The sequence below is a fragment of the Psychromonas saccharinae genome (assembly GCF_051201515.1).
In the GTDB taxonomy this organism is placed as follows: Bacteria; Pseudomonadota; Gammaproteobacteria; order Enterobacterales; family Psychromonadaceae; genus Psychromonas.
Map to the genome: position 1 here is coordinate 230,941 of NZ_CP195153.1, position 19,476 is coordinate 250,416.

At 39.7% G+C, this 19,476-nt stretch carries 29 protein-coding genes; 27 read left to right on the forward strand and 2 right to left on the reverse strand.

From position 1 onward, the window contains the following. Positions 1-6: 6 nt before the first annotated feature. From rplV to rplQ, 22 genes are all read left to right on the forward strand, one after another. Positions 7-342: a 50S ribosomal protein L22 gene (gene rplV, locus ACR30L_RS01100; protein WP_435236208.1), complete on the forward strand. Its 336-nt coding sequence runs from the start codon at positions 7-9 to the stop codon at positions 340-342. Between the two features lie 3 nt (positions 343-345). Next, positions 346-1,032, forward strand: coding sequence for a 30S ribosomal protein S3 (gene rpsC, locus ACR30L_RS01105; protein ID WP_435236209.1), 687 nt, complete (start codon positions 346-348; stop codon positions 1,030-1,032). Positions 1,033-1,044: 12 nt separating this feature from the next. Further along, positions 1,045-1,455, forward strand: coding sequence for a 50S ribosomal protein L16 (rplP, locus tag ACR30L_RS01110; protein WP_435236210.1), 411 nt, complete (start codon positions 1,045-1,047; stop codon positions 1,453-1,455). Next, on the forward strand, positions 1,455-1,646 hold the full coding sequence (gene rpmC / locus ACR30L_RS01115) for a 50S ribosomal protein L29 (RefSeq protein WP_435236211.1): 192 nt from the start codon (positions 1,455-1,457) through the stop codon (positions 1,644-1,646). Before rplP ends, rpmC begins: the two co-directional genes overlap by 1 nt. Next, complete coding sequence (gene rpsQ, locus ACR30L_RS01120) at positions 1,646-1,897, forward strand: 30S ribosomal protein S17 (protein ID WP_435236212.1); 252 nt, start codon at positions 1,646-1,648, stop codon at positions 1,895-1,897. Before rpmC ends, rpsQ begins: the two co-directional genes overlap by 1 nt. Positions 1,898-2,067: 170 nt before the next feature. Then, positions 2,068-2,436 carry a 50S ribosomal protein L14 gene (rplN, locus tag ACR30L_RS01125; RefSeq protein ID WP_435236213.1) on the forward strand — a complete coding sequence of 123 codons (369 nt, stop codon included), beginning with the start codon at positions 2,068-2,070 and terminating at the stop codon, positions 2,434-2,436. 10 nt (positions 2,437-2,446) lie between these two features. Beyond that, a complete protein-coding gene (gene rplX / locus ACR30L_RS01130; RefSeq protein WP_435236214.1) occupies positions 2,447-2,761 on the forward strand; it encodes a 50S ribosomal protein L24 in 315 nt (104 codons plus the stop codon). 12 nt (positions 2,762-2,773) lie between these two features. Continuing rightward, entirely contained in the window at positions 2,774-3,313 is a 540-nt protein-coding gene (gene rplE / locus ACR30L_RS01135; RefSeq protein ID WP_435236215.1) for a 50S ribosomal protein L5, read from the forward strand. Positions 3,314-3,323: 10 nt separating this feature from the next. Next, a complete protein-coding gene (gene rpsN, locus ACR30L_RS01140; protein WP_435236216.1) occupies positions 3,324-3,629 on the forward strand; it encodes a 30S ribosomal protein S14 in 306 nt (101 codons plus the stop codon). A 26-nt stretch (positions 3,630-3,655) separates the two neighbouring features. Continuing rightward, a complete protein-coding gene (gene rpsH, locus ACR30L_RS01145) occupies positions 3,656-4,048 on the forward strand; it encodes a 30S ribosomal protein S8 (RefSeq protein ID WP_435236217.1) in 393 nt (130 codons plus the stop codon). A 10-nt stretch (positions 4,049-4,058) separates the two neighbouring features. Next, entirely contained in the window at positions 4,059-4,592 is a 534-nt protein-coding gene (gene rplF, locus ACR30L_RS01150; protein ID WP_435236218.1) for a 50S ribosomal protein L6, read from the forward strand. A 9-nt stretch (positions 4,593-4,601) separates the two neighbouring features. Then, complete coding sequence (gene rplR, locus ACR30L_RS01155) at positions 4,602-4,952, forward strand: 50S ribosomal protein L18 (protein WP_435236219.1); 351 nt, start codon at positions 4,602-4,604, stop codon at positions 4,950-4,952. An 11-nt stretch (positions 4,953-4,963) separates the two neighbouring features. After that, a complete protein-coding gene (rpsE, locus tag ACR30L_RS01160; protein ID WP_435236220.1) occupies positions 4,964-5,464 on the forward strand; it encodes a 30S ribosomal protein S5 in 501 nt (166 codons plus the stop codon). A 6-nt stretch (positions 5,465-5,470) separates the two neighbouring features. Continuing rightward, positions 5,471-5,647, forward strand: a complete 177-nt coding sequence (gene rpmD, locus ACR30L_RS01165; RefSeq protein WP_435236221.1) for a 50S ribosomal protein L30 — start codon at positions 5,471-5,473, stop codon at positions 5,645-5,647. A 2-nt stretch (positions 5,648-5,649) separates the two neighbouring features. Further along, a complete protein-coding gene (rplO, locus tag ACR30L_RS01170) occupies positions 5,650-6,084 on the forward strand; it encodes a 50S ribosomal protein L15 (protein WP_435236222.1) in 435 nt (144 codons plus the stop codon). A 6-nt stretch (positions 6,085-6,090) separates the two neighbouring features. Beyond that, on the forward strand, positions 6,091-7,419 hold the full coding sequence (secY, locus tag ACR30L_RS01175) for a preprotein translocase subunit SecY (RefSeq protein ID WP_435236223.1): 1,329 nt from the start codon (positions 6,091-6,093) through the stop codon (positions 7,417-7,419). 34 nt (positions 7,420-7,453) lie between these two features. Beyond that, the gene (rpmJ, locus tag ACR30L_RS01180; RefSeq protein WP_005417265.1) at positions 7,454-7,567 is read left to right on the forward strand and encodes a 50S ribosomal protein L36; all 114 of its coding nucleotides are present in this window, start codon (positions 7,454-7,456) and stop codon (positions 7,565-7,567) included. Between the two features lie 133 nt (positions 7,568-7,700). Further along, positions 7,701-8,057 carry a 30S ribosomal protein S13 gene (gene rpsM / locus ACR30L_RS01185; protein ID WP_435236224.1) on the forward strand — a complete coding sequence of 119 codons (357 nt, stop codon included), beginning with the start codon at positions 7,701-7,703 and terminating at the stop codon, positions 8,055-8,057. Between the two features lie 11 nt (positions 8,058-8,068). After that, entirely contained in the window at positions 8,069-8,458 is a 390-nt protein-coding gene (gene rpsK, locus ACR30L_RS01190; protein WP_019613697.1) for a 30S ribosomal protein S11, read from the forward strand. Positions 8,459-8,491: 33 nt separating this feature from the next. Then, the gene (gene rpsD / locus ACR30L_RS01195) at positions 8,492-9,112 is read left to right on the forward strand and encodes a 30S ribosomal protein S4 (protein WP_435236225.1); all 621 of its coding nucleotides are present in this window, start codon (positions 8,492-8,494) and stop codon (positions 9,110-9,112) included. A 25-nt stretch (positions 9,113-9,137) separates the two neighbouring features. Further along, a complete protein-coding gene (locus ACR30L_RS01200) occupies positions 9,138-10,124 on the forward strand; it encodes a DNA-directed RNA polymerase subunit alpha (protein WP_435236226.1) in 987 nt (328 codons plus the stop codon). A 39-nt stretch (positions 10,125-10,163) separates the two neighbouring features. After that, positions 10,164-10,544 carry a 50S ribosomal protein L17 gene (gene rplQ, locus ACR30L_RS01205; RefSeq protein ID WP_435236227.1) on the forward strand — a complete coding sequence of 127 codons (381 nt, stop codon included), beginning with the start codon at positions 10,164-10,166 and terminating at the stop codon, positions 10,542-10,544. 140 nt (positions 10,545-10,684) lie between these two features. Here rplQ and oxyR read toward each other — a convergent pair whose 3' ends face one another. Next, positions 10,685-11,590 (reverse strand): DNA-binding transcriptional regulator OxyR, encoded by a 906-nt coding sequence (gene oxyR, locus ACR30L_RS01210; protein WP_435236228.1) that lies wholly within the window; start codon positions 11,588-11,590, stop codon positions 10,685-10,687. 213 nt (positions 11,591-11,803) lie between these two features. Between oxyR and ACR30L_RS01215 the strand changes: the two genes are divergently transcribed. The 5 genes from ACR30L_RS01215 to ACR30L_RS01235 all read left to right on the forward strand — a co-directional run bounded on the left by ACR30L_RS01215 (position 11,804) and on the right by ACR30L_RS01235 (position 18,547). Next, the gene (locus ACR30L_RS01215; protein ID WP_435236229.1) at positions 11,804-14,011 is read left to right on the forward strand and encodes a hypothetical protein; all 2,208 of its coding nucleotides are present in this window, start codon (positions 11,804-11,806) and stop codon (positions 14,009-14,011) included. Between the two features lie 134 nt (positions 14,012-14,145). Further along, entirely contained in the window at positions 14,146-14,733 is a 588-nt protein-coding gene (locus ACR30L_RS01220; protein WP_435236230.1) for a superinfection exclusion B family protein, read from the forward strand. A gap of 283 nt (positions 14,734-15,016) precedes the next feature. Then, positions 15,017-15,721, forward strand: coding sequence for a tRNA (guanosine(18)-2'-O)-methyltransferase TrmH (trmH, locus tag ACR30L_RS01225; RefSeq protein WP_435236231.1), 705 nt, complete (start codon positions 15,017-15,019; stop codon positions 15,719-15,721). A gap of 20 nt (positions 15,722-15,741) precedes the next feature. Next, positions 15,742-17,172, forward strand: a complete 1,431-nt coding sequence (locus ACR30L_RS01230; protein ID WP_435236232.1) for a DUF2868 domain-containing protein — start codon at positions 15,742-15,744, stop codon at positions 17,170-17,172. Then, positions 17,165-18,547, forward strand: a complete 1,383-nt coding sequence (locus ACR30L_RS01235; RefSeq protein ID WP_435236233.1) for a GTPase/DUF3482 domain-containing protein — start codon at positions 17,165-17,167, stop codon at positions 18,545-18,547. The genes ACR30L_RS01230 and ACR30L_RS01235 overlap by 8 nt, the downstream gene beginning before the upstream one ends. On the opposite strand, the gene ACR30L_RS01240 is transcribed toward ACR30L_RS01235, so the two are convergent. Next, positions 18,542-19,414 carry a phospholipase A gene (locus ACR30L_RS01240; protein WP_435236234.1) on the reverse strand — a complete coding sequence of 291 codons (873 nt, stop codon included), beginning with the start codon at positions 19,412-19,414 and terminating at the stop codon, positions 18,542-18,544. The genes ACR30L_RS01235 and ACR30L_RS01240 overlap by 6 nt on opposite strands. Positions 19,415-19,476: the final 62 nt, after the last annotated feature.

The window sequence follows — 19,476 nt, forward strand, 5'->3', positions numbered from 1 at the left end:
GTATTTATGGAAGCTTTAGCTAAACATTTATTTGCTCGTTCTTCAGCTCAGAAAGCGCGTCTGGTAGCAGATCAAGTACGTGGTCTTCCAGTAGAAAAAGCACTAGAACTTTTAACTTACAGCCCGAAAAAAGCGGCGCTATTAGTTAAAAAAGTTGTAGATTCTGCAATCGCAAACGCTGAGCACAATGAAGGCGCAGACATTGATGAACTAGTAATCAGTAAAATTTGTATTGATGAAGGTCCAACAATGAAACGCATCATGCCGCGTGCGAAAGGCCGTGCCGATCGCATTATGAAGCGTTCTTGCCACATCACAGTAGTGGTATCAGACAGGGGTTAAGCAATGGGACAGAAAGTTCATCCTAACGGTATTCGCCTAGGTATCACTAAGCCATTTAGCTCTACCTGGTATGCCGGCAAAAAAGAATTTGCAGATAATTTATTTAGTGATTTTGAAATCCGCAAATTTCTAACAGAGAAACTGAAAAACGCTTCTTTGTCTAAAATAACAATTGAACGTCCAGCGAAAAGCGTACGTGTGACTATTCACACAGCTCGTCCTGGTGTTGTAATTGGTAAAAAAGGCGAAGACGTTGAAAAACTGCGCACAGCAATTGCCAAAATGGCAGGTGTTCCAGCACAGATTAATATTTCAGAAGTTCGTAAACCTGAACTTGACGCAAAACTAGTAGCAGATTCAATCTCTTCTCAGTTAGAGCGTCGTGTAATGTTCCGTCGCGCTATGAAGCGTGCGGTGCAAAATGCAATGCGTCTTGGCGCACAAGGCATTAAAGTTCAAGTAAGTGGTCGTTTAGGTGGTGCAGAAATCGCACGTGCTGAATGGTATCGTGAAGGTCGTGTACCTCTACATACTCTTCGTGCTGATATCGATTACTCTACTTCAGAAGCGTTGACTGTTTACGGTATCATCGGTGTTAAGGTTTGGATCTTTAAAGGTGAAGTTCTAGGTGGTTTACCACTACAACAAGAACAACCATCTAAACCAAAACGCAAAGGTCGCGGTAAGTAGGAGTATACGCTAATGATGCAACCAAAACGTATGAAATTCCGTAAAATGCACAAAGGCCGTAACCGCGGTCTTTCGAAAGGTGCGGAAGTAAGCTTTGGCGAATTTGGACTTAAAGCAACTGGTCGTGGTCGAATTACTGCTCGTCAAATCGAAGCAGCACGTCGTGCAATGACTCGTCATGTTAAACGTCAAGGTAAAATCTGGATCCGCGTGTTCCCTGATAAACCGATTACCGGCAAACCGTTAGAAGTTCGTCAAGGTAAAGGTAAAGGTAACGTGGAATATTGGGTTGCTCAAACTCAACCAGGTAAAGTTCTTTATGAAATGGAAGGTGTTCCAGAGTCAATCGCTCGTGAAGCATTTGCTCTTGCAGCAGCTAAATTGCCAGTGGCAACAACTTTCGTAACTCGTAAGGTGATGTAATGAAAGCTAACGAACTTAAAGAAAAAAGCGTTGAAGAGCTTAATGCTGAACTTCTTGACTTATTACGTAAGCAATTTGAATTACGTATGCAGTTAAACACAAATCAGTTAGCACAGCCGCATTTGGTAAAAGAAGTGCGTCGTGACATTGCACGTGTTAAGACAGTATTAAATCAGAAGGTAGGTGCGTAATGAGCGAATCTAAAATCCGTACTCTTCAAGGTAAAGTTATCAGTGCTAAAATGGATAAATCCATTACTGTTGCTATCGAACGTAAAGTGAAACATCCGTTATACGGTAAGTTCATGAAGCGTACGACTAAGCTACATGCACATGATGAAACTAATCAATGTACTGAAGGTGACGTAGTTTCTATTAAAGAATGTCGTCCTCTTTCTAAGACTAAGTCTTGGACATTGGTAGAAATCGTAACTAAAGCGTAATCTAATTTTTATTAAATTACTTTAGTTATATATGTATAAGCGGCGTCTATTTTTAGATGCCGTTTTTTTAGACTATCTTTCTAAGAATGTTGGTGGTATGATGCTGCTCCCTGAAAAAAGGGTAAACAACTCTTAGTGAGTAATCAATTGTAATATAGCGGAGCACTGTAATGATCCAAATGCAAAGTGTGCTGGATGTCGCCGATAATTCTGGCGCTCGACGCGTAATGTGTATTAAGGTCCTTGGTGGCTCGCATCGCCGTTATGCAGCAATCGGTGACATTATCAAAGTTTCTGTAAAAGAAGCTATTCCTCGCGGTAAAGTGAAGAAAGGTGATGTTCATTCAGCTGTGGTTGTGCGTACCAGAAAAGGTGTACGTCGTCCCGATGGTTCTGTCATTCGTTTTGATCGCAACGCTGCGGTTATCTTGAATGGTCAAAATCAGCCTATCGGTACACGTATCTTTGGCCCTGTAACCCGTGAACTTCGTAATGACAATTTTATGAAGATTGTTTCACTGGCGCCAGAAGTACTGTAAGGAACCGAAAATGGCAGCAAAAATTAAACGTGACGATGAAGTAATTGTTATTACTGGTAAAGATAAAGGTAAAACTGGGAAAGTTTCTCAAGTTCTATCTAACGGTAAAATAATTATTGAAGGTGTAAATGTTCAGAAGAAACACCAAAAACCAAACCCTCAAGCGGGTGTGGAAGGTGGTATCATCGAACAGAATGCACCAATTGAAGTATCAAATGTTGCGATCTACAACTCGGAAACGGGCAAAGCAGATCGTGTTGGATTTAGACTTGAAGACGGCAAAAAAGTGCGTTTCTTCAAATCTAATAATGAACTTGTGAAGTAACTGGAGTTTACGATGGCGAAACTGCATGATTTCTATAAAGACAACGTAGTGTCTGATTTGCAAAAGCAATTCGACTATACGTCTGTCATGCAAGTCCCTCGAATAGAGAAAATCACCCTTAATATGGGTGTTGGTGAAGCACTGGCTGATAAAAAAGTCCTTGAGAATGCAGCGTCAGATATGGCAGCAATCTCAGGTCAAAAGCCAATGATCACTAAAGCACGCCGCTCTGTGGCAGGCTTCAAAATTCGTGAAGGCTACCCGATTGGTTGTAAAGTAACACTACGTGGTGAACGTATGTGGGATTTCTTTGAGCGTTTGGTAACAATCGCTATCCCTCGTGTACGTGACTTCCGTGGCTTAAATTCGAAATCTTTCGATGGCCGTGGTAACTACTCTATGGGTGTACGTGAGCAAATCATTTTCCCTGAAATCGATTACGATAAAGTTGATAAAGTACGTGGTTTAGATATCACAATTACTACTTCAGCTAAGACTGACGAAGAAGGGCGTGCATTGCTGACTGCCTTTAACTTCCCATTCCGTAAGTAAGGTGTAGGTTATGGCTAAACAATCAATGAAAGCGCGTGAAGAAAAACGTGCGAAGCTTGTTGCAAAGTACGCTGAAAAACGCGCTGCTTTAAAAACAATTATTAACGATGTTAATGCAACTGACGAAGATCGTTGGAATGCAGTGTTAAAGCTTCAAACGCTACCTCGTGATTCAAGCTCAGCACGTCAACGTAACCGTTGTAACGTGACTGGTCGTCCACATGGTTATCTTCGTAAATTTGGCATGAGCCGTATTAAGGTTCGTGAACATATGATGCGCGGAGAAATCCCTGGCCTTAAGAAAGCCAGCTGGTAATCAAATTAATCACGGAGTAAATAGTTATGAGCATGCAAGATCCTATTTCGGATATGCTTACGCGTATTCGTAACGGTCAGGCAGCAAGCAAAGTATCTGTAAAGATGCCTTCTTCTAAGCAAAAAGTTGCAATTGCAGCTGTGCTTAAAGCTGAAGGTTATATTACTGACTTCGCTGTTGCTGGTGACACAAAGCCTGAATTAGAAGTTACTTTAAAGTACTTCGAAGGCAAAAAAGTTATCGATACTTTAAAACGAGTTAGCCGTCCAGGTCTACGTATCTACAAAGGTGCGAACGATCTTCCTAAGGTTATGGCTGGTTTAGGTATCGCGATTGTTTCAACTTCTCAAGGTGTAATGACTGACCGAGCTGCGCGTAAAGCAAGCATCGGCGGTGAGATCATCTGTTACGTATCTTAAGGAGTAATCTATGTCTCGTATAGCTAAGGCACCGATTACTGTTCCTGCTGGCGTAGAAGTTAAAGTAAACGGTCAAGAGATCACTGTAAAAGGTGGTAAAGGCGAATTAGTTCGTACTCTTAATGATGCTGTTGTTGTTACATTAGAAGAAGGCGTTTTAAGCTTTGCACCTGTTGAAGGTGTTGCTGGCGCTTGGGCACAAGCAGGTACTGCACGTGCAAATGTTAACAATATGGTTGTTGGTGTAGCTGAAGGCTTTAAGAAGACTCTTCTTCTTCAAGGTGTTGGTTACCGTGCACAAGTTAAAGGCCAAGAAATTAACCTAACTTTAGGTTTTTCTCATCCTGTTGTTTACACTTTACCAGCTACAGTTACTGCGACGGCTCCTAGCCAAACAGAAATTGTGCTTGAAGGTGCTGATAAGCAACAAATTGGTCAAGTAGCTGCAGAGATTCGTGCATTCCGTCCACCAGAGCCTTACAAAGGTAAAGGTGTTCGTTACGCTGATGAAAATGTGCGTCGTAAAGAAGCGAAGAAAAAGTAAGGTAAGACTATGGATAAGAAAGCATCTCGTCTTCGTCGTGCGACTCGCACACGTAAGAAATTACAAGATCTTGGTGCCACTCGTCTTGTGATAAACCGTACACCTCGCCATACTTACGCGCAGGTAATTACAGCAGACGCACAAGTCGTAGCAAGCGCTTCTACTCTCGAGAAAGAAGTGCGTGCACAAGTTAGCAACGGTGGTAATAAAGAAGCAGCTCAACTAATTGGTAAATTAGTTGCAGAACGTGCGGTAGAGAAAGGAATTACTAAAATTTCTTTTGACCGTAGCGGTTTCCAATACCACGGTCGAGTAGCAGCACTAGCTGAAGCAGCTCGTGAAGCTGGTCTACAGTTCTAAGGGTACTGATGATGTCAAAAGAACAAACTCAAGCCGGTGATCTGAACGAAAAGCTAATCGCAGTTAACCGTGTTTCAAAAGTAGTTAAAGGTGGTCGCATCTTTAGCTTCACCGCACTAACAGTTGTTGGTGACGGAAATGGTCGTGTTGGTTTTGGTTACGGTAAAGCACGTGAAGTTCCTGCAGCTATTCAAAAAGCTATGGAAAAAGCACGTCGTAATATCACCGAAATTCAATTGAAAGGTAACACTCTGCAGCATCCTATCAAGGGCCGTCATTCTGGTTCTAAGGTATACATGCAACCAGCATCTGAAGGTACTGGTATTATTGCAGGTGGTGCAATGCGTGCCGTATTAGAAGTTGTTGGTGTACAGAATGTACTATCAAAAGCTTACGGCTCAACTAACCCAATCAATGTTGTTCGCGCAACGCTTGACGCTCTAGAGAATATGAATTCTCCAGAACAGATTGCTGCTAAGCGTGGCTTAAACGTTGAAGAACTTCTGGGGTAATTCAGCATGGCTACTATTAAAGTAACTCAAACCAAAAGTGCAATTGGCCGTTTACCAAAACACCGTGCAACGTTAACAGGTCTAGGCCTACGTCGTATCGGTCATACTGTTGAGTTGGAAGATACTCCAGCAGTACGTGGTATGGTTAATAAAGTTTACTATATGGTTAAGGTTGAGGGGTAATTATGAAATTAAATACTCTATCTCCAGCAGCTGGTTCAAAACCAGTTGCTAAACGTGTGGGCCGTGGTATCGGTTCTGGGCTTGGAAAAACTGGTGGCCGCGGTCACAAAGGTCAAAAGTCTCGTTCAGGTGGTACAGTACGTCCAGGTTTTGAAGGCGGTCAAATGCCTTTAAAACAACGTTTACCAAAATTTGGTTTTACTTCACGTAAATCTCTTGTTAGCGCAGAAGTTCGTTTGAACGAAATCGCTAAAGTAGAAGGTGAAGTAGTAACTATTGATACGTTGAAACAGGCAGGTCTACTTGTAAATACTGTTAAATTTGCAAAAGTAGTTCTATCTGGTGAGATCTCTCGCCCAGTTACAGTACAAGGTCTTCGTGTAACGAAGGGTGCGCGTGCTGCAATTGAAGCTGCGGGCGGAAAAATCGAGGAATAATAGGTAATGGCTAAGAAACCAGGATCAGGCCCTAAATCTGTACAGGGTAGTAACTTAAGTGAGCTTAAAACACGACTATGGTTTGTTTTAGGTGCAATTTTAGTATTCCGTGCAGGTTCATTTGTTCCAATTCCTGGTATTGACGCCGCTGTCCTAGCTGATCTTTTCCAACAGCAAAAGGGTACCATCATAGAGATGTTTAACATGTTCTCTGGTGGTGCACTTTCGCGTGCATCTATCTTCGCATTGGGTATTATGCCGTATATTTCGGCCTCTATTATTATCCAATTGCTGACTGTTGTTCATCCTCCTTTAGCTGAGCTAAAGAAAGAAGGTGAATCAGGACGCCGTAAGATAAATCAGTACACGCGTTATGGTACTTTGGTACTAGGTACATTCCAAGCAATTGGTATTGCGACCGGTTTGCCTTCTATGATGCCCGGACTTGTTGAAAATGCAGGTTTGAGTTTTTATACAACGGCAGTTGTTAGTCTAGTTACAGGAACGATGTTCCTAATGTGGTTAGGTGAGCAAATAACTGAACGTGGTATCGGTAATGGTATTTCTATCATTATCTTTGTTGGTATTATTGCTGGGTTGCCATCGGCAATCGGGCAAACTGCTGAGCAAGCACGACAAGGTGAAATTCATCTTTTAGTGTTGTTAGCTTTATTGGTTATCGTTTTTGCGACAACCGCTTTCGTTGTTTTTGTTGAACGTGGTCAACGTCGTATCGTCGTTAACTACGCTAAACGTCAACAAGGACGTAAAGTATTTGCAGCTCAAAGCACTCACTTGCCATTGAAACTAAATATGGCTGGTGTAATTCCTGCAATTTTTGCCTCGAGTGTTATCTTATTTCCTGGTACAATCGCGCAGTGGTTTGGTCAGACTGAAGGTTTAGGTTGGTTATCGGATGTTTCTTTGGCGTTACAACCAGGGCAACCGTTGCATATGATGTTATATGCTGCCGCTATTATCTTCTTTTGCTTCTTTTATACAGCGCTTACGTTTAACCCACGTGAAACAGCTGATAATTTGAAGAAAAGCGGTGCCTTTATTCCAGGTATTCGTCCAGGAGAACAAACATCACGTTACATTGATAAAGTGATGACGCGTCTAACATTAGCTGGTGCGTTATATATTACCTTTATCTGTTTGATTCCCGAGTTTATGATGGTCGCAATGAATACACAGTTCTACTTCGGTGGTACGTCGTTATTAATCATTGTTGTCGTAATCATGGACTTTATGGCACAGGTCCAGACTCATTTGATGTCAAATCAATATGATTCTGTCTTGAAAAAAGCTAACTTAAAGGACTACGGTAAATAACCGAGCCTGATAGTTATAATCACGGAGTGTTGCAATGAAAGTTCGTGCATCCGTTAAAAAAATCTGTCGTAACTGCAAAGTTATCAAGCGCAACGGTGTTGTGCGTGTTATCTGTGTAGAGCCAAAGCATAAACAACGCCAAGGCTAATCCAGATTTTGGATATATAATGAGCTTAGGCAGTTAATTCAGTCTAAGCTCTGTTTTGTTTGCTAAATTATCATTTGTCGAGTATCCTACCGGGCTTTTCACAAATGAATCGTTAACTATTAAGGAGTGCATAGTGGCCCGTATCGCTGGCATTAACGTTCCTGATCATAAACATGCTGTAATTGCATTGACTGCAATTTTCGGTATTGGTAAAACTCGCTCACAAAAAATTTGTGCTGCAGCGGGTATTGCTGAAACTGTTAAGCTAAATGATCTGGATGAAACACAAATTGAAGCTCTTCGTACAGAAGTAGCTACATTCACCGTTGAAGGTGATTTACGTCGTGAAGTTTCTATGAGCATCAAGCGTCTAATGGACCTTGGTTGTTACCGTGGACTTCGTCACCGTCGCAGCTTGCCTGTACGTGGACAGCGTTCTAAAACGAATGCTCGTACTCGTAAAGGTCCGCGTAAAGCAATTAAGAAATAGGGTAAGAGATAATGGCTAAGACTCCAACTCGTGCTCGCAAGCGCGTTAAAAAGCAAGTTGCTGATGGTATGGCTCATATCCATGCTTCTTTCAACAACACAATCGTAACTATTACAGACCGTCAAGGTAATGCTCTTTCATGGGCTACTGCAGGTGGTTCTGGTTTCCGTGGTTCTCGTAAATCTACTCCGTTCGCTGCGCAGGTTGCTGCTGAACGTGCTGCTGAAGCAGCAAAAGAGTATGGTCTTAAAAACGTAGAAGTTTTTGTAAATGGACCAGGACCTGGTCGTGAATCTTCGATTCGCGCACTAAACGCGGCGGGTTTCCGTGTAACTAATATTACTGACGTTACGCCGATCCCACATAATGGTTGTCGTCCACCGAAGAAACGTCGCGTTTAATCGCAACTTTCTAAGGCAATTGGAGAAAGAACAATGGCAAGATATTTAGGTCCTAAGCTTAAGCTTAGCCGTCGTGAAGGCACTGATTTATTCTTAAAATCAGGCGTTCGAGCGATTGAATCTAAGTGTAAAATTGATAACGCACCGGGTGTACATGGTGCGCGTAAACCACGTCTTTCAGACTACGGTTTACAACTACGTGAAAAGCAAAAAGTTCGTCGTATGTACGGTGTTCTTGAAAAGCAATTCCGTAACTACTACAAAGAAGCTGCACGTCTACAAGGCAACACTGGTGAAAACCTTCTTCAACTTCTTGAAGGACGTTTAGACAATGTTGTTTACCGTATGGGTTTTGGTGCTACTCGCGCTGAAGCACGTCAACTAGTTAGCCATAAAGCTATCCTAGTAAATGGTAAAGTTGTAAATATACCTTCTTTCAACGTTAAACCTAGCGATGTTATCGCAATCCGTGAGAAAGCTAAAAAGCAATCACGTATTAGCGCTGCACTAGAAATCGCTGGTCAACGTGAAGCCCTTGGTTGGGTTGAAGTTGATACAACGAAGATGGAAGGCGAATTTAAACGTCAACCTGAACGTTCAGATTTATCTGCTGAGATTAACGAACAGTTAATCATCGAGCTTTACTCTAAGTAAAGTTAACTGCTAAGAGAGGACACAAATGCAGGGTTCTGTAATTGATTTTCTAAAACCAAGATTAGTTGATATCGAACAAGTCAACGCTACTAGAGCAAAAGTGACTTTAGAGCCACTTGAGCGTGGTTTCGGCCACACTTTAGGTAATGCACTTCGTCGTATCTTATTATCGTCTATGCCTGGCACAGCGGTAACTGAAGTCGAAATTGATGGTGTACAACATGAGTACAGCACCAAAGAAGGCGTACAAGAAGATATCCTTGAGATTCTTCTAAACCTTAAAGGCCTAGCAGTTAAGCTTGAAGGTAAAAATGAAGTTCTAGTTAGTTTAACTAAATCTGGGGCCGGTCCTGTTACTGCAGGCGACATCATTCATGATGGTGATGTAGAGATAGTCAACCCAGAACATGTGATCTGTAATTTAACGGGCAATGCTGAAATCAGCATGCGTATTAAAATTGAATCAGGTCGCGGTTACGTTCCAGCTTCAACACGTATTCATAGTGAAGAAGATGAGCGTCCAATTGGTCGTTTGTTAGTAGACGCTACTTTCAGTCCTGTAGCGCGTATTGCTTACAGTGTTGAATCAGCGCGTGTTGAACAACGTACCGATTTAGACAAACTTATCATCGATATGGAAACAGATGGAACACTTGATCCGGAAGAAGCAATCCGTCGTTCAGCTACAATTTTAGCAGAACAACTAGACGCATTTGTTGATTTACGTGATGTAAGTGAACCAGTTGAGAAAGAAGAAAAACCTGAGTTTGATCCTATTCTCTTGCGCCCAGTAGATGATTTAGAATTAACTGTTCGTTCTGCTAACTGTTTGAAAGCAGAAACGATTCACTATATCGGTGACCTGGTTCAAAGAACAGAAGTTGAACTTCTTAAAACGCCTAATTTAGGTAAGAAGTCTTTAACTGAAATCAAAGATGTACTTGCATCACGTGGATTGTCTCTAGGCATGCGCTTAGAAAACTGGCCACCAGCAAGTCTTATCGAAGATTAATCAGTCGTCATCCGAATAACGAATAATAAGGATTAGGTTATGCGTCATCGTCACAGTGGACGTCAACTTAACCGAAACAGTAGCCATCGTCAGGCTATGTTTCGCAATATGGCAAGTTCAATTGTTAGTCATGAAATTATCAAGACTACTTTACCAAAAGCAAAAGAACTTCGTCGTGTAGTTGAGCCTTTAATTACAATGGCTAAAACGGATAGCGTTGCTAACCGTCGCTTAGCTTTTGCTCGCACGCGTGATAACGCTGTTGTAGCTAAACTATTTAACGAATTGGGTCCACGTTACGAGTCTCGCCCTGGTGGTTATACTCGTATTATTAAATGTGGCTTCCGCGCCGGTGATAATGCTCCTATGGCATACATCGAATTGGTAGACCGCCCAGTAGTAGCTGAAGACGAAGAGTAAATCTTAGTTTAAAGTTGCATTAAAAAGCCGAACTGATGTTCGGCTTTTTTGTGTCTGAAAGTTAATCTTTAGCTTCAGTTGTTAGTTATAAATTACCCCTGCCACCAATAAACAACTATTAAATTTTTATCTGGTCGTTATTAATTATATTGTTGTAATTTTTTATCTACATTCTCACTGATTAATGCACTTAATTTTTCAAAACAAAGTTTCCGAACACTATTTTTACGGCACAATAACCCAATTTTTCTAGACGGAACTGGTTCACTGAATGGAATATACTTTAAACCTGATTGGTGGCGATTTATGGGAATTGCTAGTTGTGGAAGTAAGGTAAGCGCATTATCCGCGCTGATCATATGGCGAAGTGTTTCTAAACTGGTTGCCTTGAAACTATGGTCTTCAACGGCTCCCGCTGCAACACAAAAGCTCATCGCCTGATCACGTAGGCAATGACCATCTTCGAGCATTAATACTCGTTCACCGTGAAGTTTTTTCAAATCTACAATTTTTTTATTAGCCCACTGATGATTTTCGGATAAAGCTAATTCTAATGGCTCTCTATACAAGTTATAGGTTTGAAACATATCCATATTAGGGAGAATTGCTAAAATTAAGCAATCAAGCTCACCCGCTTCTAGTTGTTTAACTAAGACATCCGTTTGACCTTCATGGAGGTATAATTCTAGATTAGGAAAATGTTCCTTTACTTCTGGAATAATTAAAGGAAGCAAGTAAGGTGCTACAGTTGGAATTAAACCGATATGTAAGTTTCCATCCATCGGTTCTGTATGGCTTTTTGCAATTTCTTTTAATGATTTAGCTTCTAAGAGAATTGTTTTTGCCTTAGCAACAATGTCTAAACCTGCCTTGGTAAAAATTACTTTACGGGATGAGCGCTCCATTAGTTGAATGTTGAGTTCATCTTCAAGTTTACGTATTTGTCCACTCAAAGTTGGTTGGCTAACAAAGCACTTTTCTGCCGCCTTACGGAAATGTTTTAATTCTTCTAATGCAACTAAATATTCTAAATCTCTAAAATTCATAATTTTAAATCCAAAATGAAGGCTTATTTAATTTTACAGATAATTTTCTGTAACTACTATGGCGATTTCTCGCGTTAGTTATGATGTCTATATATTAATGTAATGCACGAATTTGCACATTCAGGTCAATTTATATTGATTTTGTTCTATATTGAGTCTAATTTTATGCTAAATTCATCCTCACTTACTATTTCATTTAAAAAGGAACTTTTTATGCAATTGCATCAAACTTTCACCATAGCATTACTTTCCTCAGTGCTCTTTGCTTGTGGGAGTAGCGAATCAGATAGCATACTTCCAGGAGGAGGGCAAGATATTGATAGTGAAAATGCTGTTGATGCTGTTGATACAGACGATGTAACAAATACCACTGATTATGACGAATCTATAATTTATTTGTCTACTAAATTGTTAAGTTGCCCAAGTGATTGGGCTGAAGATGTTAGTTTATGTTCTGAAACCACAGAAATATCTGCGATTAACTCAGGAACTTTAGCTGTAACGCTTACTCAAGGAGTTAGCCCTTTAGCTAGAGAGATTATATCAGCTGAAACGACAATCGGCTCATTACAAACAGATAGTGCTTTAACAGATGATAATGGTATCGCTTACTTTACTATTGTATCTAATGGGGACGAAGGCGCTGGGCGTATTACACTATCAACAGATGCTGAAGATTCAGAAACAACTTCTTATGTAAATTTTGAAATCGGTGCTTCTAATGTGTCGATGACTATTGATAATAATACAGATGGTATTTCATTGGCTCAAAATTCAACGGCCTTAATTACTGTAAATTTAACTGCAGATGGAGAGGCTTACACTGTTCCAGTAGAAGTTAGTTTTACATCTGCATGTGCAACTGCAGAAACTGCTAATTTGGATACGAGTGTAATAACTAGCAATGGGATTGCTCAAGCTACTTATCAACCTACAAGTTGTGTTGGTGATGATGTTATTACTGCAAGTACTTCTGTTAATGGCTTATCAATGAGCACTACTATTAATGTAGATAGTTCACCTGCCGATAGTATTAGTTTTGTTAGTGCTACACCTTCTAATATTGCTATAAAAGGTACTGGTGGTTCTGGGCGTTTAGAAACGTCACAAGTTTTATTTACAGTGGTTGATCAAAATGGTTCTCCAAGTTCTTTACAAGATGTTGAGTTTGAATTAGATAATGCGCCATCAGGCACAACAATTGATCCTATCACGGCAACAACTAATTCAGATGGTGAAGTTTATACTGTTGTTAGTGCTGGTAAAGTTGCAGGTTCTGTTCGTGTTAAAATTAAACTGGCTGATTCTGACCTTGCAATCTCAAGTGTTTCCTCTGAGCTAAGTGTTTCAACTGGTTTACCTGATCAAGACAGTTTTTCTTTGGCACTTGAAGATCATTCACCAGAAGCTCTCAATATTGATGGCGTAACTGTTTCTGCTAATGTGTTATTAGCTGATAAATTTAATAATGCGGTGCCAGATGGTACGGCTGTATATTTTGTTACGGAAGGTGGTGCTATTCGTGATACTGTGACCGGGACACTTGGTTCTTGTTTAACTTCAGGTAGTGGTTGCTCTTTAGAATGGATTTCGCAAAACCCTAGACCAGATGGGAACAAGCTGACCGATTTTAATTTGGAAGGAGAATGTGGTTATTTTGCTCCTGATCCCTATGGAACAAATACTGGCCCATGTATTAATTCCGGTGGTATGGGACAACCATATGGTGGACGTGTAACCATAACTGCTTTCGCTGAAGGTGAAGAAACTTTTGTGGATAATGATGCTGATGGTTGGTTTACAGAAGGAGATGATTTTTTTGACAAAAACGATTTAGCTGAGGTTTTCTTCGATAATAATGAAGATGATGTTTACAAATGCGATGATAGTAACGATTGCAATGGAAGCGGTGATGAAGAAGAGTATCATGATTTCTCCCCTGTTGATGGCTTATATTCCTCTGTGAACGGCATTTATAATGGACTTATGTGTTCTGATGAAAGTGAAGCGGCTGGAGAGTGCTCAACTGAATTAATTAATGTTCGTGATTCACAAGTATTGATTATGGCTTCTAGCACTCAGTATATAAGATTACAACATGATGGTATTGATATTAGTAGTATTGATATAACAGGTACTGATGTTGAGTCTTATACTGTTAATGCTTATTTTGCAGATATATACAATAACAGGCCGCCAACGGGCACTACAATTAATGTTTCAACGGAGAATGGGGATTTATCTGGAATAACATCATGGGAAGTTGCAAGCAGTAGTGCTTTGGGGCCGTACGGTATTGCATTTACTGTTGTACAAGAAAGTACTCCGAATGCTAAGACTTTCGGTAAACTTAGTATTGAACTTGAAACACCAGAAGGCGGTACGTTAACCATATCATTGAATGTATACGATGCCGGATAGTATTGCTTAATATTTTATCAAGGAGCTTCGGCTCCTTTTTTCTTTCCTATAAAATAATTCCCCTTTTTTAAAATCTCTGGCACAGATCCTGCTGTATACCTGTTATATAACCAGTTTTTGGCGAGGAAGTTTTTATGATGCATTTCATTCAACGAGTTAAACATCAGCAAGGTTTTACAATGACGGTTGCTTGGCTTTGCCTAGTTGGAGCAACATTGTTAATTGTTCCAATGTCTTTATTTAAAAATATAAAATTATTAAATATTTCAGATACATATACACCCTATGTTTTTTTTCTAGTATTGCTTACAGGCTCATATTTATTGACTAAGTTGGTTAATTTACTATTTTCTCATTTCTATAATAAATTTAAAGCGCGTCAACTTTTTGCTGCTCGTAATAAAATGATCCGTCAGTTAGATTTTGAAGAAAAGGCTGTTTTACGTGAGTTTATTATTCAACGTAAAAATGTATTACCATTGCCGATGAAAGAGTTAGCCGTTGCTAATTTGTTACAATCTGGTGTGCTTGTACCTGCTTTTGAGACGCAAGAAATCAAAGGGAGTTCACGTATTATCAAGTTGTCGATTGCTATTGAGGCACGTGAACAATTAACGCATAAAGTCTTGGGATTACCTGTCGGAAAATTGACGGAAGAGGAGGCCGCCATTTTAAAAGCTGCACGTCCTGATTATGCACGTAGTAATTATATCGCGCTATGATTGGTTAGTTTTAACCGATTAGCTCTCAATTTCTATTGAACAGCGAACTTTTATTTCCGATCAATGAGGTTTGTGGTTATCGAAGTTCGCGATCAATTCATTACTTAGCTTTTATTTAACTTTATTCTCTATAAATCGTCTACTAGTCGCTTGTGGTGTTATCACTATTAAGCTTTTCAACCTCCTTTCCTTTCTGTTTCAAGCTCTTTTGTTTTTGTCTTAGCATCTCACATAGGTTTGGGTATAATACTGGTTTGAATTTCATCCTATTTTGAGAACTACTATGTCACCAGAACGCTATGCTCGTATTACACAAATGTTGAATCATCGCCAACCAGAACTGACGGTGTGTATGGAGCAAGTCCATAAGCCGCACAATTTAGCGGCCATAGTACGTACTGCTGATGCTGTTGGTGTGAGTGATGTTCATGCGACTTGGTCTGATAAAGCAATGCGTGTGTCCGGTAAAAGTGCAACGGGTAGCCAAAATTGGGTGACAGTACATTCTCATGACTCTATTTCCGATGCGATTACGGTGATGCGTAAACAAGGTATGCAAATTATTGCTACAAACTTGTCGGACTCTGCGATTGATTTCCGTGAAGTTGATTATACCAAACCGACAGCTATTTTATTAGGTCAAGAAAAAACGGGTATTACCGACGAGGCTTTAGCGCTTGCTGATCAAGATGTTATTATCCCGATGGCGGGGATGTGCCAATCATTAAATGTATCGGTGGCATCAGCACTTATCTTGTATGAAGCACAGCGTCAGCGTCAACTGGCCAATATGTATAATGGAGAGTGTCGTCTTGCTGCTGATGAGGTACACCGTATTTTATTCGAAGGTGGACATCCAATTTTTACGAAGCTGTGTAAAGAAAAGAATTTACCTTATCCGCCTTTAGATGAGATGGGGCAAATAAATGCCGATACAGATTGGTGGAATGCTATTCGATCATCTGTAAAATCGGATAAAAATAAATAAGTTAATTGAAAGGATCCTTTGTGGCGTTATTTGAACAACGTTTATTAGCAGAAGGTATACGTGCGATCGAGGGAGATGTTCCCTCTCTATCGATGAAAGCTTCTAGTGAGTTAAATCAGAGCTTTCAGGAAGCAGTATTAACGCGTGCGCAGGATATCGATAAAACATTACAACTATCGCCATTACTAATGCATTTTAATGCGTTGTCGAAGCGTTTATTTAGTGTGTTAGCAATTCTATTGATTCTCTTAGGCGCCAGCAGTGTTCAACAGCTTTTTTTTACTGAGCAAGGGACACAGATAAACTTTTTCTGGGCATTTGCACTATTTTTTATTCCTAATTTACTTTCACTTAGTGTTTGGCTATTACTTTTTTTTCGTAATAACTTTTTTAATGGTGGTTGGTTATCAAGGCTTAGCCTCTTTTTATTAACTTTCTTTGAAAAGCGATTCAATCCAGCGGCAACACAAAATACTTCTTTTTGGCCTGTCTTTCGTCGTTATTTCCAAATTAACTTCTCAGGTGTGTTAGGACGTTATCAACTGTCGGTCTTGCATCATTTTTTGTGGTTATCTTATTTCCTAGGCGCAACCTTGATGCTGGTGCTGATGCTGGCAACGCATCAAGTCGATTTTGTCTGGCAAACCAGTATTTTATCCCTAGAAAACTTTCAGGGATTAACCAAGGTCTTAGCATACTTACCCGATTTATTTGGCGTTACTGTGCCTGATCCTATGGCTATTCAACATAGTAATATTACGCTTATTAACGCAATGGGCGATGCAGAGCAAAGTCGCTTTGCTTGGTCCAGCTTATTGATTAGTAGTTTATTGATTTACGGGATTATTCCTCGTTTTCTTCTTTGGTTTATCATGCGTATTTTATTGGCTAAAAAGCAAACCTCATTCCAGTTAAATTTTAGTCATCCCTACTATGTTCAATTACGGCAAGAATTAAAGCCGAATGTGACTTCTTTAGGGATAAGTGATCCAGATAATATTAAAATAAAACGCTCGAAACCCTTAGATCAAACATTTGCTCCTAATGCTTTACCAACTCATTTTTTCCCTGTTGCAATCGAATTGTCGCAGGCTGAATTTATACTCTGTGATAATCATGCAAAACAATCTTTACAGTCTAATAGCCATTCCCCGTGCAACATTTGTGATTTTCAAGATCAACAGGCGTTATTACAGGATATTAAAAAAATAGCTGAAAAATCCGTTGTACTTTATGTCAGTATATCTAGAGCACCAGATCGAGGGTTATCCAGTTTTATTACTGACTTAATGAATGAAAGTGATCAGTCGTTTTATCTTTTACTTATTGATCAGCAAGCTAAACCATTAAATTTGCGTCGAAGTGATTGGTATTATTTAGCGCAGAAAGTTGGGATACCTTTAGATAATATTATTCATTTGAAAACAAATAATATGGAAAATTATGAATAGAAAGGGGTTGTCAGTCGCTGTTGTTGGGCATGCTAATGCCGGAAAAACGTCATTAATGCGAACACTTTTACGTGATAGTGAGTTCGGTGAAGTAGCCGATCAGGCTGGAACAACGCGACATGTTGAAGGTAGTGCACTTGAAATTGATGACGTAAATAGCTTTTCTTTATTTGATACGCCTGGGCTCGAAGATTCCATGCGGCTTTTCCATGTATTAAGTCGTTATTTTGAAGGTGAAGATGTTGATGGGCTTGATCGACTAAAATATTTTCTTGAACATTTAAGTGACTATCCTGAGTTCGATCAGGAAGCTAAAGTATTGAATACCTTATTAACTAATGATCTAATTTTTTATGTCATTGATTTGCGAGAGCCGGTACTTGGTAAATATCGCGATGAACTACAGATTCTTAGTTATGCAAGTAAACCTATTATTCCTGTGCTTAATTTTAACCAAGATGAAAACGCAAATTTAGATGAGTGGAAAAGCCAACTTGCCCGTCTTAATTTTCATGCGTTTGTTGATTTTGATAATGTCCATTTCAAATTTGCAGATGAATTAAAAATATACCGCAAAATGCAAACCCTATTAGCGGACAAAGAAGTATTATTAGAGCGTTTTATTACGCAACGTCAGAAACAATGGGATGAGCGTTTACTTGCTGCTGAACATCTTATCGCAAAGCTTTTTGTTGAGTCGGGGAGTTTACGTTTTCGCGCATTAGATAATAATCAACAAATAGAGCAGGCGACAGAACAATTACAAAAGGCTGTTAGAAAAGCTGAAAGTAAAACAGTCGTGCAGTTACTTAAGCTTTATCAATTTCGCAAAGAAGATTTAGAAAATAGTGAGTTGGCCGTTGAACAAGATGGTTGGCAAGTCGATCTTTTTTCCTCCGATAATCTTCAAGAATTTGGTATTAACTTGGGGGGTAATATCGTTAAAGGTGCAGGTGTCGGTGTTGCTATTGACCTTGCTACTGCTGGAATAACGCTTGGTGCTGCTGCATTGACGGGCGGGATTGCTGGCGCGTTGTGGGGAGTTAAAGAACGATATTATGATGAAATATATGCGAAAATTCGTGGGTATCGTTATATATGCCTTAATGATGCAACAATGCAGGTTTTGTGGTTACGTCAAATGACATTGCTTAATCTTTTACAGCAAAGGGGGCATGCAAGCCTATCTAAAATTGACTATCAAGCAATAAACTCTGATAACAGCTTGCCAACTCAATGGTCTAAATGGTTACGGCAGTTACGCAATCATCCTGAATGGTCGTCGCTTAATCACTCTAAATCTGATTTAGATGATAATAAACGTACTGAGTTGATTACGGATGTTGTGACTGAAATGGGCAATATTATTTTATAGCCAATCGGTCAATGAAATACCTAACCCAATCGTATTGGTATATTCATTATATTCAATCAGGCTATTTCCATAGCCGGAAAATACTTGTACATAACCTCTAACATGACTACCTACTGGGAAGCTCCAATCTAGGCTAACGGAGCCTTTACTAAAATCGCTTTCCAAATTATTACGGCTAGTTAAGGTGAATGTATTATTGCCGAGCGTATAAATAGCCGCTAATTTTCCATGCCCGTAATAGTCTAATAAATCAGCATTATCATCTTCATTTGAACTTTCGGGAATTCGATACCAAGGTGTTGCTGTTATTGCTAGGTTATTATTTTCAAAAATAAAATTTCCTTCGATACGATTCCAACTGCGAGATAAGTCGCCTGTTTGCCCATTAGATTGATGTGTAAAGCTTGCCGTTGCAAATTTAAAATCCCAATTATCACTTAATTTCTTATCCGATTGCCAAACAGCAAAAAATTCGGGCTCATAATTACTTTCTCTAAAGGGAGACGAATTATCCGTACTGTAAGCTTGCCAAAAGGAGGTTTGTGTATACCCAAAATAAAAGGCAATAGGGTCATTAAATAGCGGTACACGATCAATAGCAAAGAGGGGAATTTTAAAGCTTACTTGAAACTTCATTTCTATTGATCTTTGTTCCCCTTCTGAATATGCACCCTGGTATACATCGTAGTCTTTGATCATTTCATTATAGGTAAATGGTAATAGGTAATTAGGTTTATGTGGAATGATTGAAAAAGACAGCTCTTTCAGCTTTTCTTCTTCTTTTAGACGCTGATCGATCGAAGAGCTCGCCATAGCTGCACTACTCGTCACTGCTAAAAGAATATATACTGGAAAGAATAAGCGCATAGTTATAGCCTTGATTAATAATGTAATTGCGATAATGTCGAAGATAATAGTGTTTTGTAGTG

Bases quoted from the DNA above. Each gene is read 5' to 3' on its own strand.
- ACR30L_RS01240 (WP_435236234.1), bottom strand. From the start codon at position 19,414: ATGCGCTTATTCTTTCCAGTATATATTCTTTTAGCAGTGACGAGTAGT.
- rplO (WP_435236222.1), top strand. From the start codon at position 5,650: ATGAAATTAAATACTCTATCTCCAGCAGCTGGTTCAAAACCAGTTGCT.
- ACR30L_RS01220 (WP_435236230.1), top strand. From the start codon at position 14,146: ATGATGCATTTCATTCAACGAGTTAAACATCAGCAAGGTTTTACAATG.
- rplV (WP_435236208.1), top strand. From the start codon at position 7: ATGGAAGCTTTAGCTAAACATTTATTTGCTCGTTCTTCAGCTCAGAAA.
- rpsD (WP_435236225.1), top strand. From the start codon at position 8,492: ATGGCAAGATATTTAGGTCCTAAGCTTAAGCTTAGCCGTCGTGAAGGC.
- secY (WP_435236223.1), top strand. From the start codon at position 6,091: ATGGCTAAGAAACCAGGATCAGGCCCTAAATCTGTACAGGGTAGTAAC.
- rplX (WP_435236214.1), top strand. From the start codon at position 2,447: ATGGCAGCAAAAATTAAACGTGACGATGAAGTAATTGTTATTACTGGT.
- rpsC (WP_435236209.1), top strand. From the start codon at position 346: ATGGGACAGAAAGTTCATCCTAACGGTATTCGCCTAGGTATCACTAAG.
- rpsE (WP_435236220.1), top strand. From the start codon at position 4,964: ATGTCAAAAGAACAAACTCAAGCCGGTGATCTGAACGAAAAGCTAATC.
- rpsN (WP_435236216.1), top strand. From the start codon at position 3,324: ATGGCTAAACAATCAATGAAAGCGCGTGAAGAAAAACGTGCGAAGCTT.
- rpsH (WP_435236217.1), top strand. From the start codon at position 3,656: ATGAGCATGCAAGATCCTATTTCGGATATGCTTACGCGTATTCGTAAC.
- oxyR (WP_435236228.1), bottom strand. From the start codon at position 11,590: ATGAATTTTAGAGATTTAGAATATTTAGTTGCATTAGAAGAATTAAAA.
- rplN (WP_435236213.1), top strand. From the start codon at position 2,068: ATGATCCAAATGCAAAGTGTGCTGGATGTCGCCGATAATTCTGGCGCT.
- ACR30L_RS01215 (WP_435236229.1), top strand. From the start codon at position 11,804: ATGCAATTGCATCAAACTTTCACCATAGCATTACTTTCCTCAGTGCTC.
- rplQ (WP_435236227.1), top strand. From the start codon at position 10,164: ATGCGTCATCGTCACAGTGGACGTCAACTTAACCGAAACAGTAGCCAT.
- rpmJ (WP_005417265.1), top strand. From the start codon at position 7,454: ATGAAAGTTCGTGCATCCGTTAAAAAAATCTGTCGTAACTGCAAAGTT.
- rpsK (WP_019613697.1), top strand. From the start codon at position 8,069: ATGGCTAAGACTCCAACTCGTGCTCGCAAGCGCGTTAAAAAGCAAGTT.
- rplP (WP_435236210.1), top strand. From the start codon at position 1,045: ATGATGCAACCAAAACGTATGAAATTCCGTAAAATGCACAAAGGCCGT.
- rplR (WP_435236219.1), top strand. From the start codon at position 4,602: ATGGATAAGAAAGCATCTCGTCTTCGTCGTGCGACTCGCACACGTAAG.
- rpsQ (WP_435236212.1), top strand. From the start codon at position 1,646: ATGAGCGAATCTAAAATCCGTACTCTTCAAGGTAAAGTTATCAGTGCT.
- rplF (WP_435236218.1), top strand. From the start codon at position 4,059: ATGTCTCGTATAGCTAAGGCACCGATTACTGTTCCTGCTGGCGTAGAA.
- rplE (WP_435236215.1), top strand. From the start codon at position 2,774: ATGGCGAAACTGCATGATTTCTATAAAGACAACGTAGTGTCTGATTTG.
- ACR30L_RS01200 (WP_435236226.1), top strand. From the start codon at position 9,138: ATGCAGGGTTCTGTAATTGATTTTCTAAAACCAAGATTAGTTGATATC.
- ACR30L_RS01235 (WP_435236233.1), top strand. From the start codon at position 17,165: ATGAATAGAAAGGGGTTGTCAGTCGCTGTTGTTGGGCATGCTAATGCC.
- rpmC (WP_435236211.1), top strand. From the start codon at position 1,455: ATGAAAGCTAACGAACTTAAAGAAAAAAGCGTTGAAGAGCTTAATGCT.
- rpmD (WP_435236221.1), top strand. From the start codon at position 5,471: ATGGCTACTATTAAAGTAACTCAAACCAAAAGTGCAATTGGCCGTTTA.
- trmH (WP_435236231.1), top strand. From the start codon at position 15,017: ATGTCACCAGAACGCTATGCTCGTATTACACAAATGTTGAATCATCGC.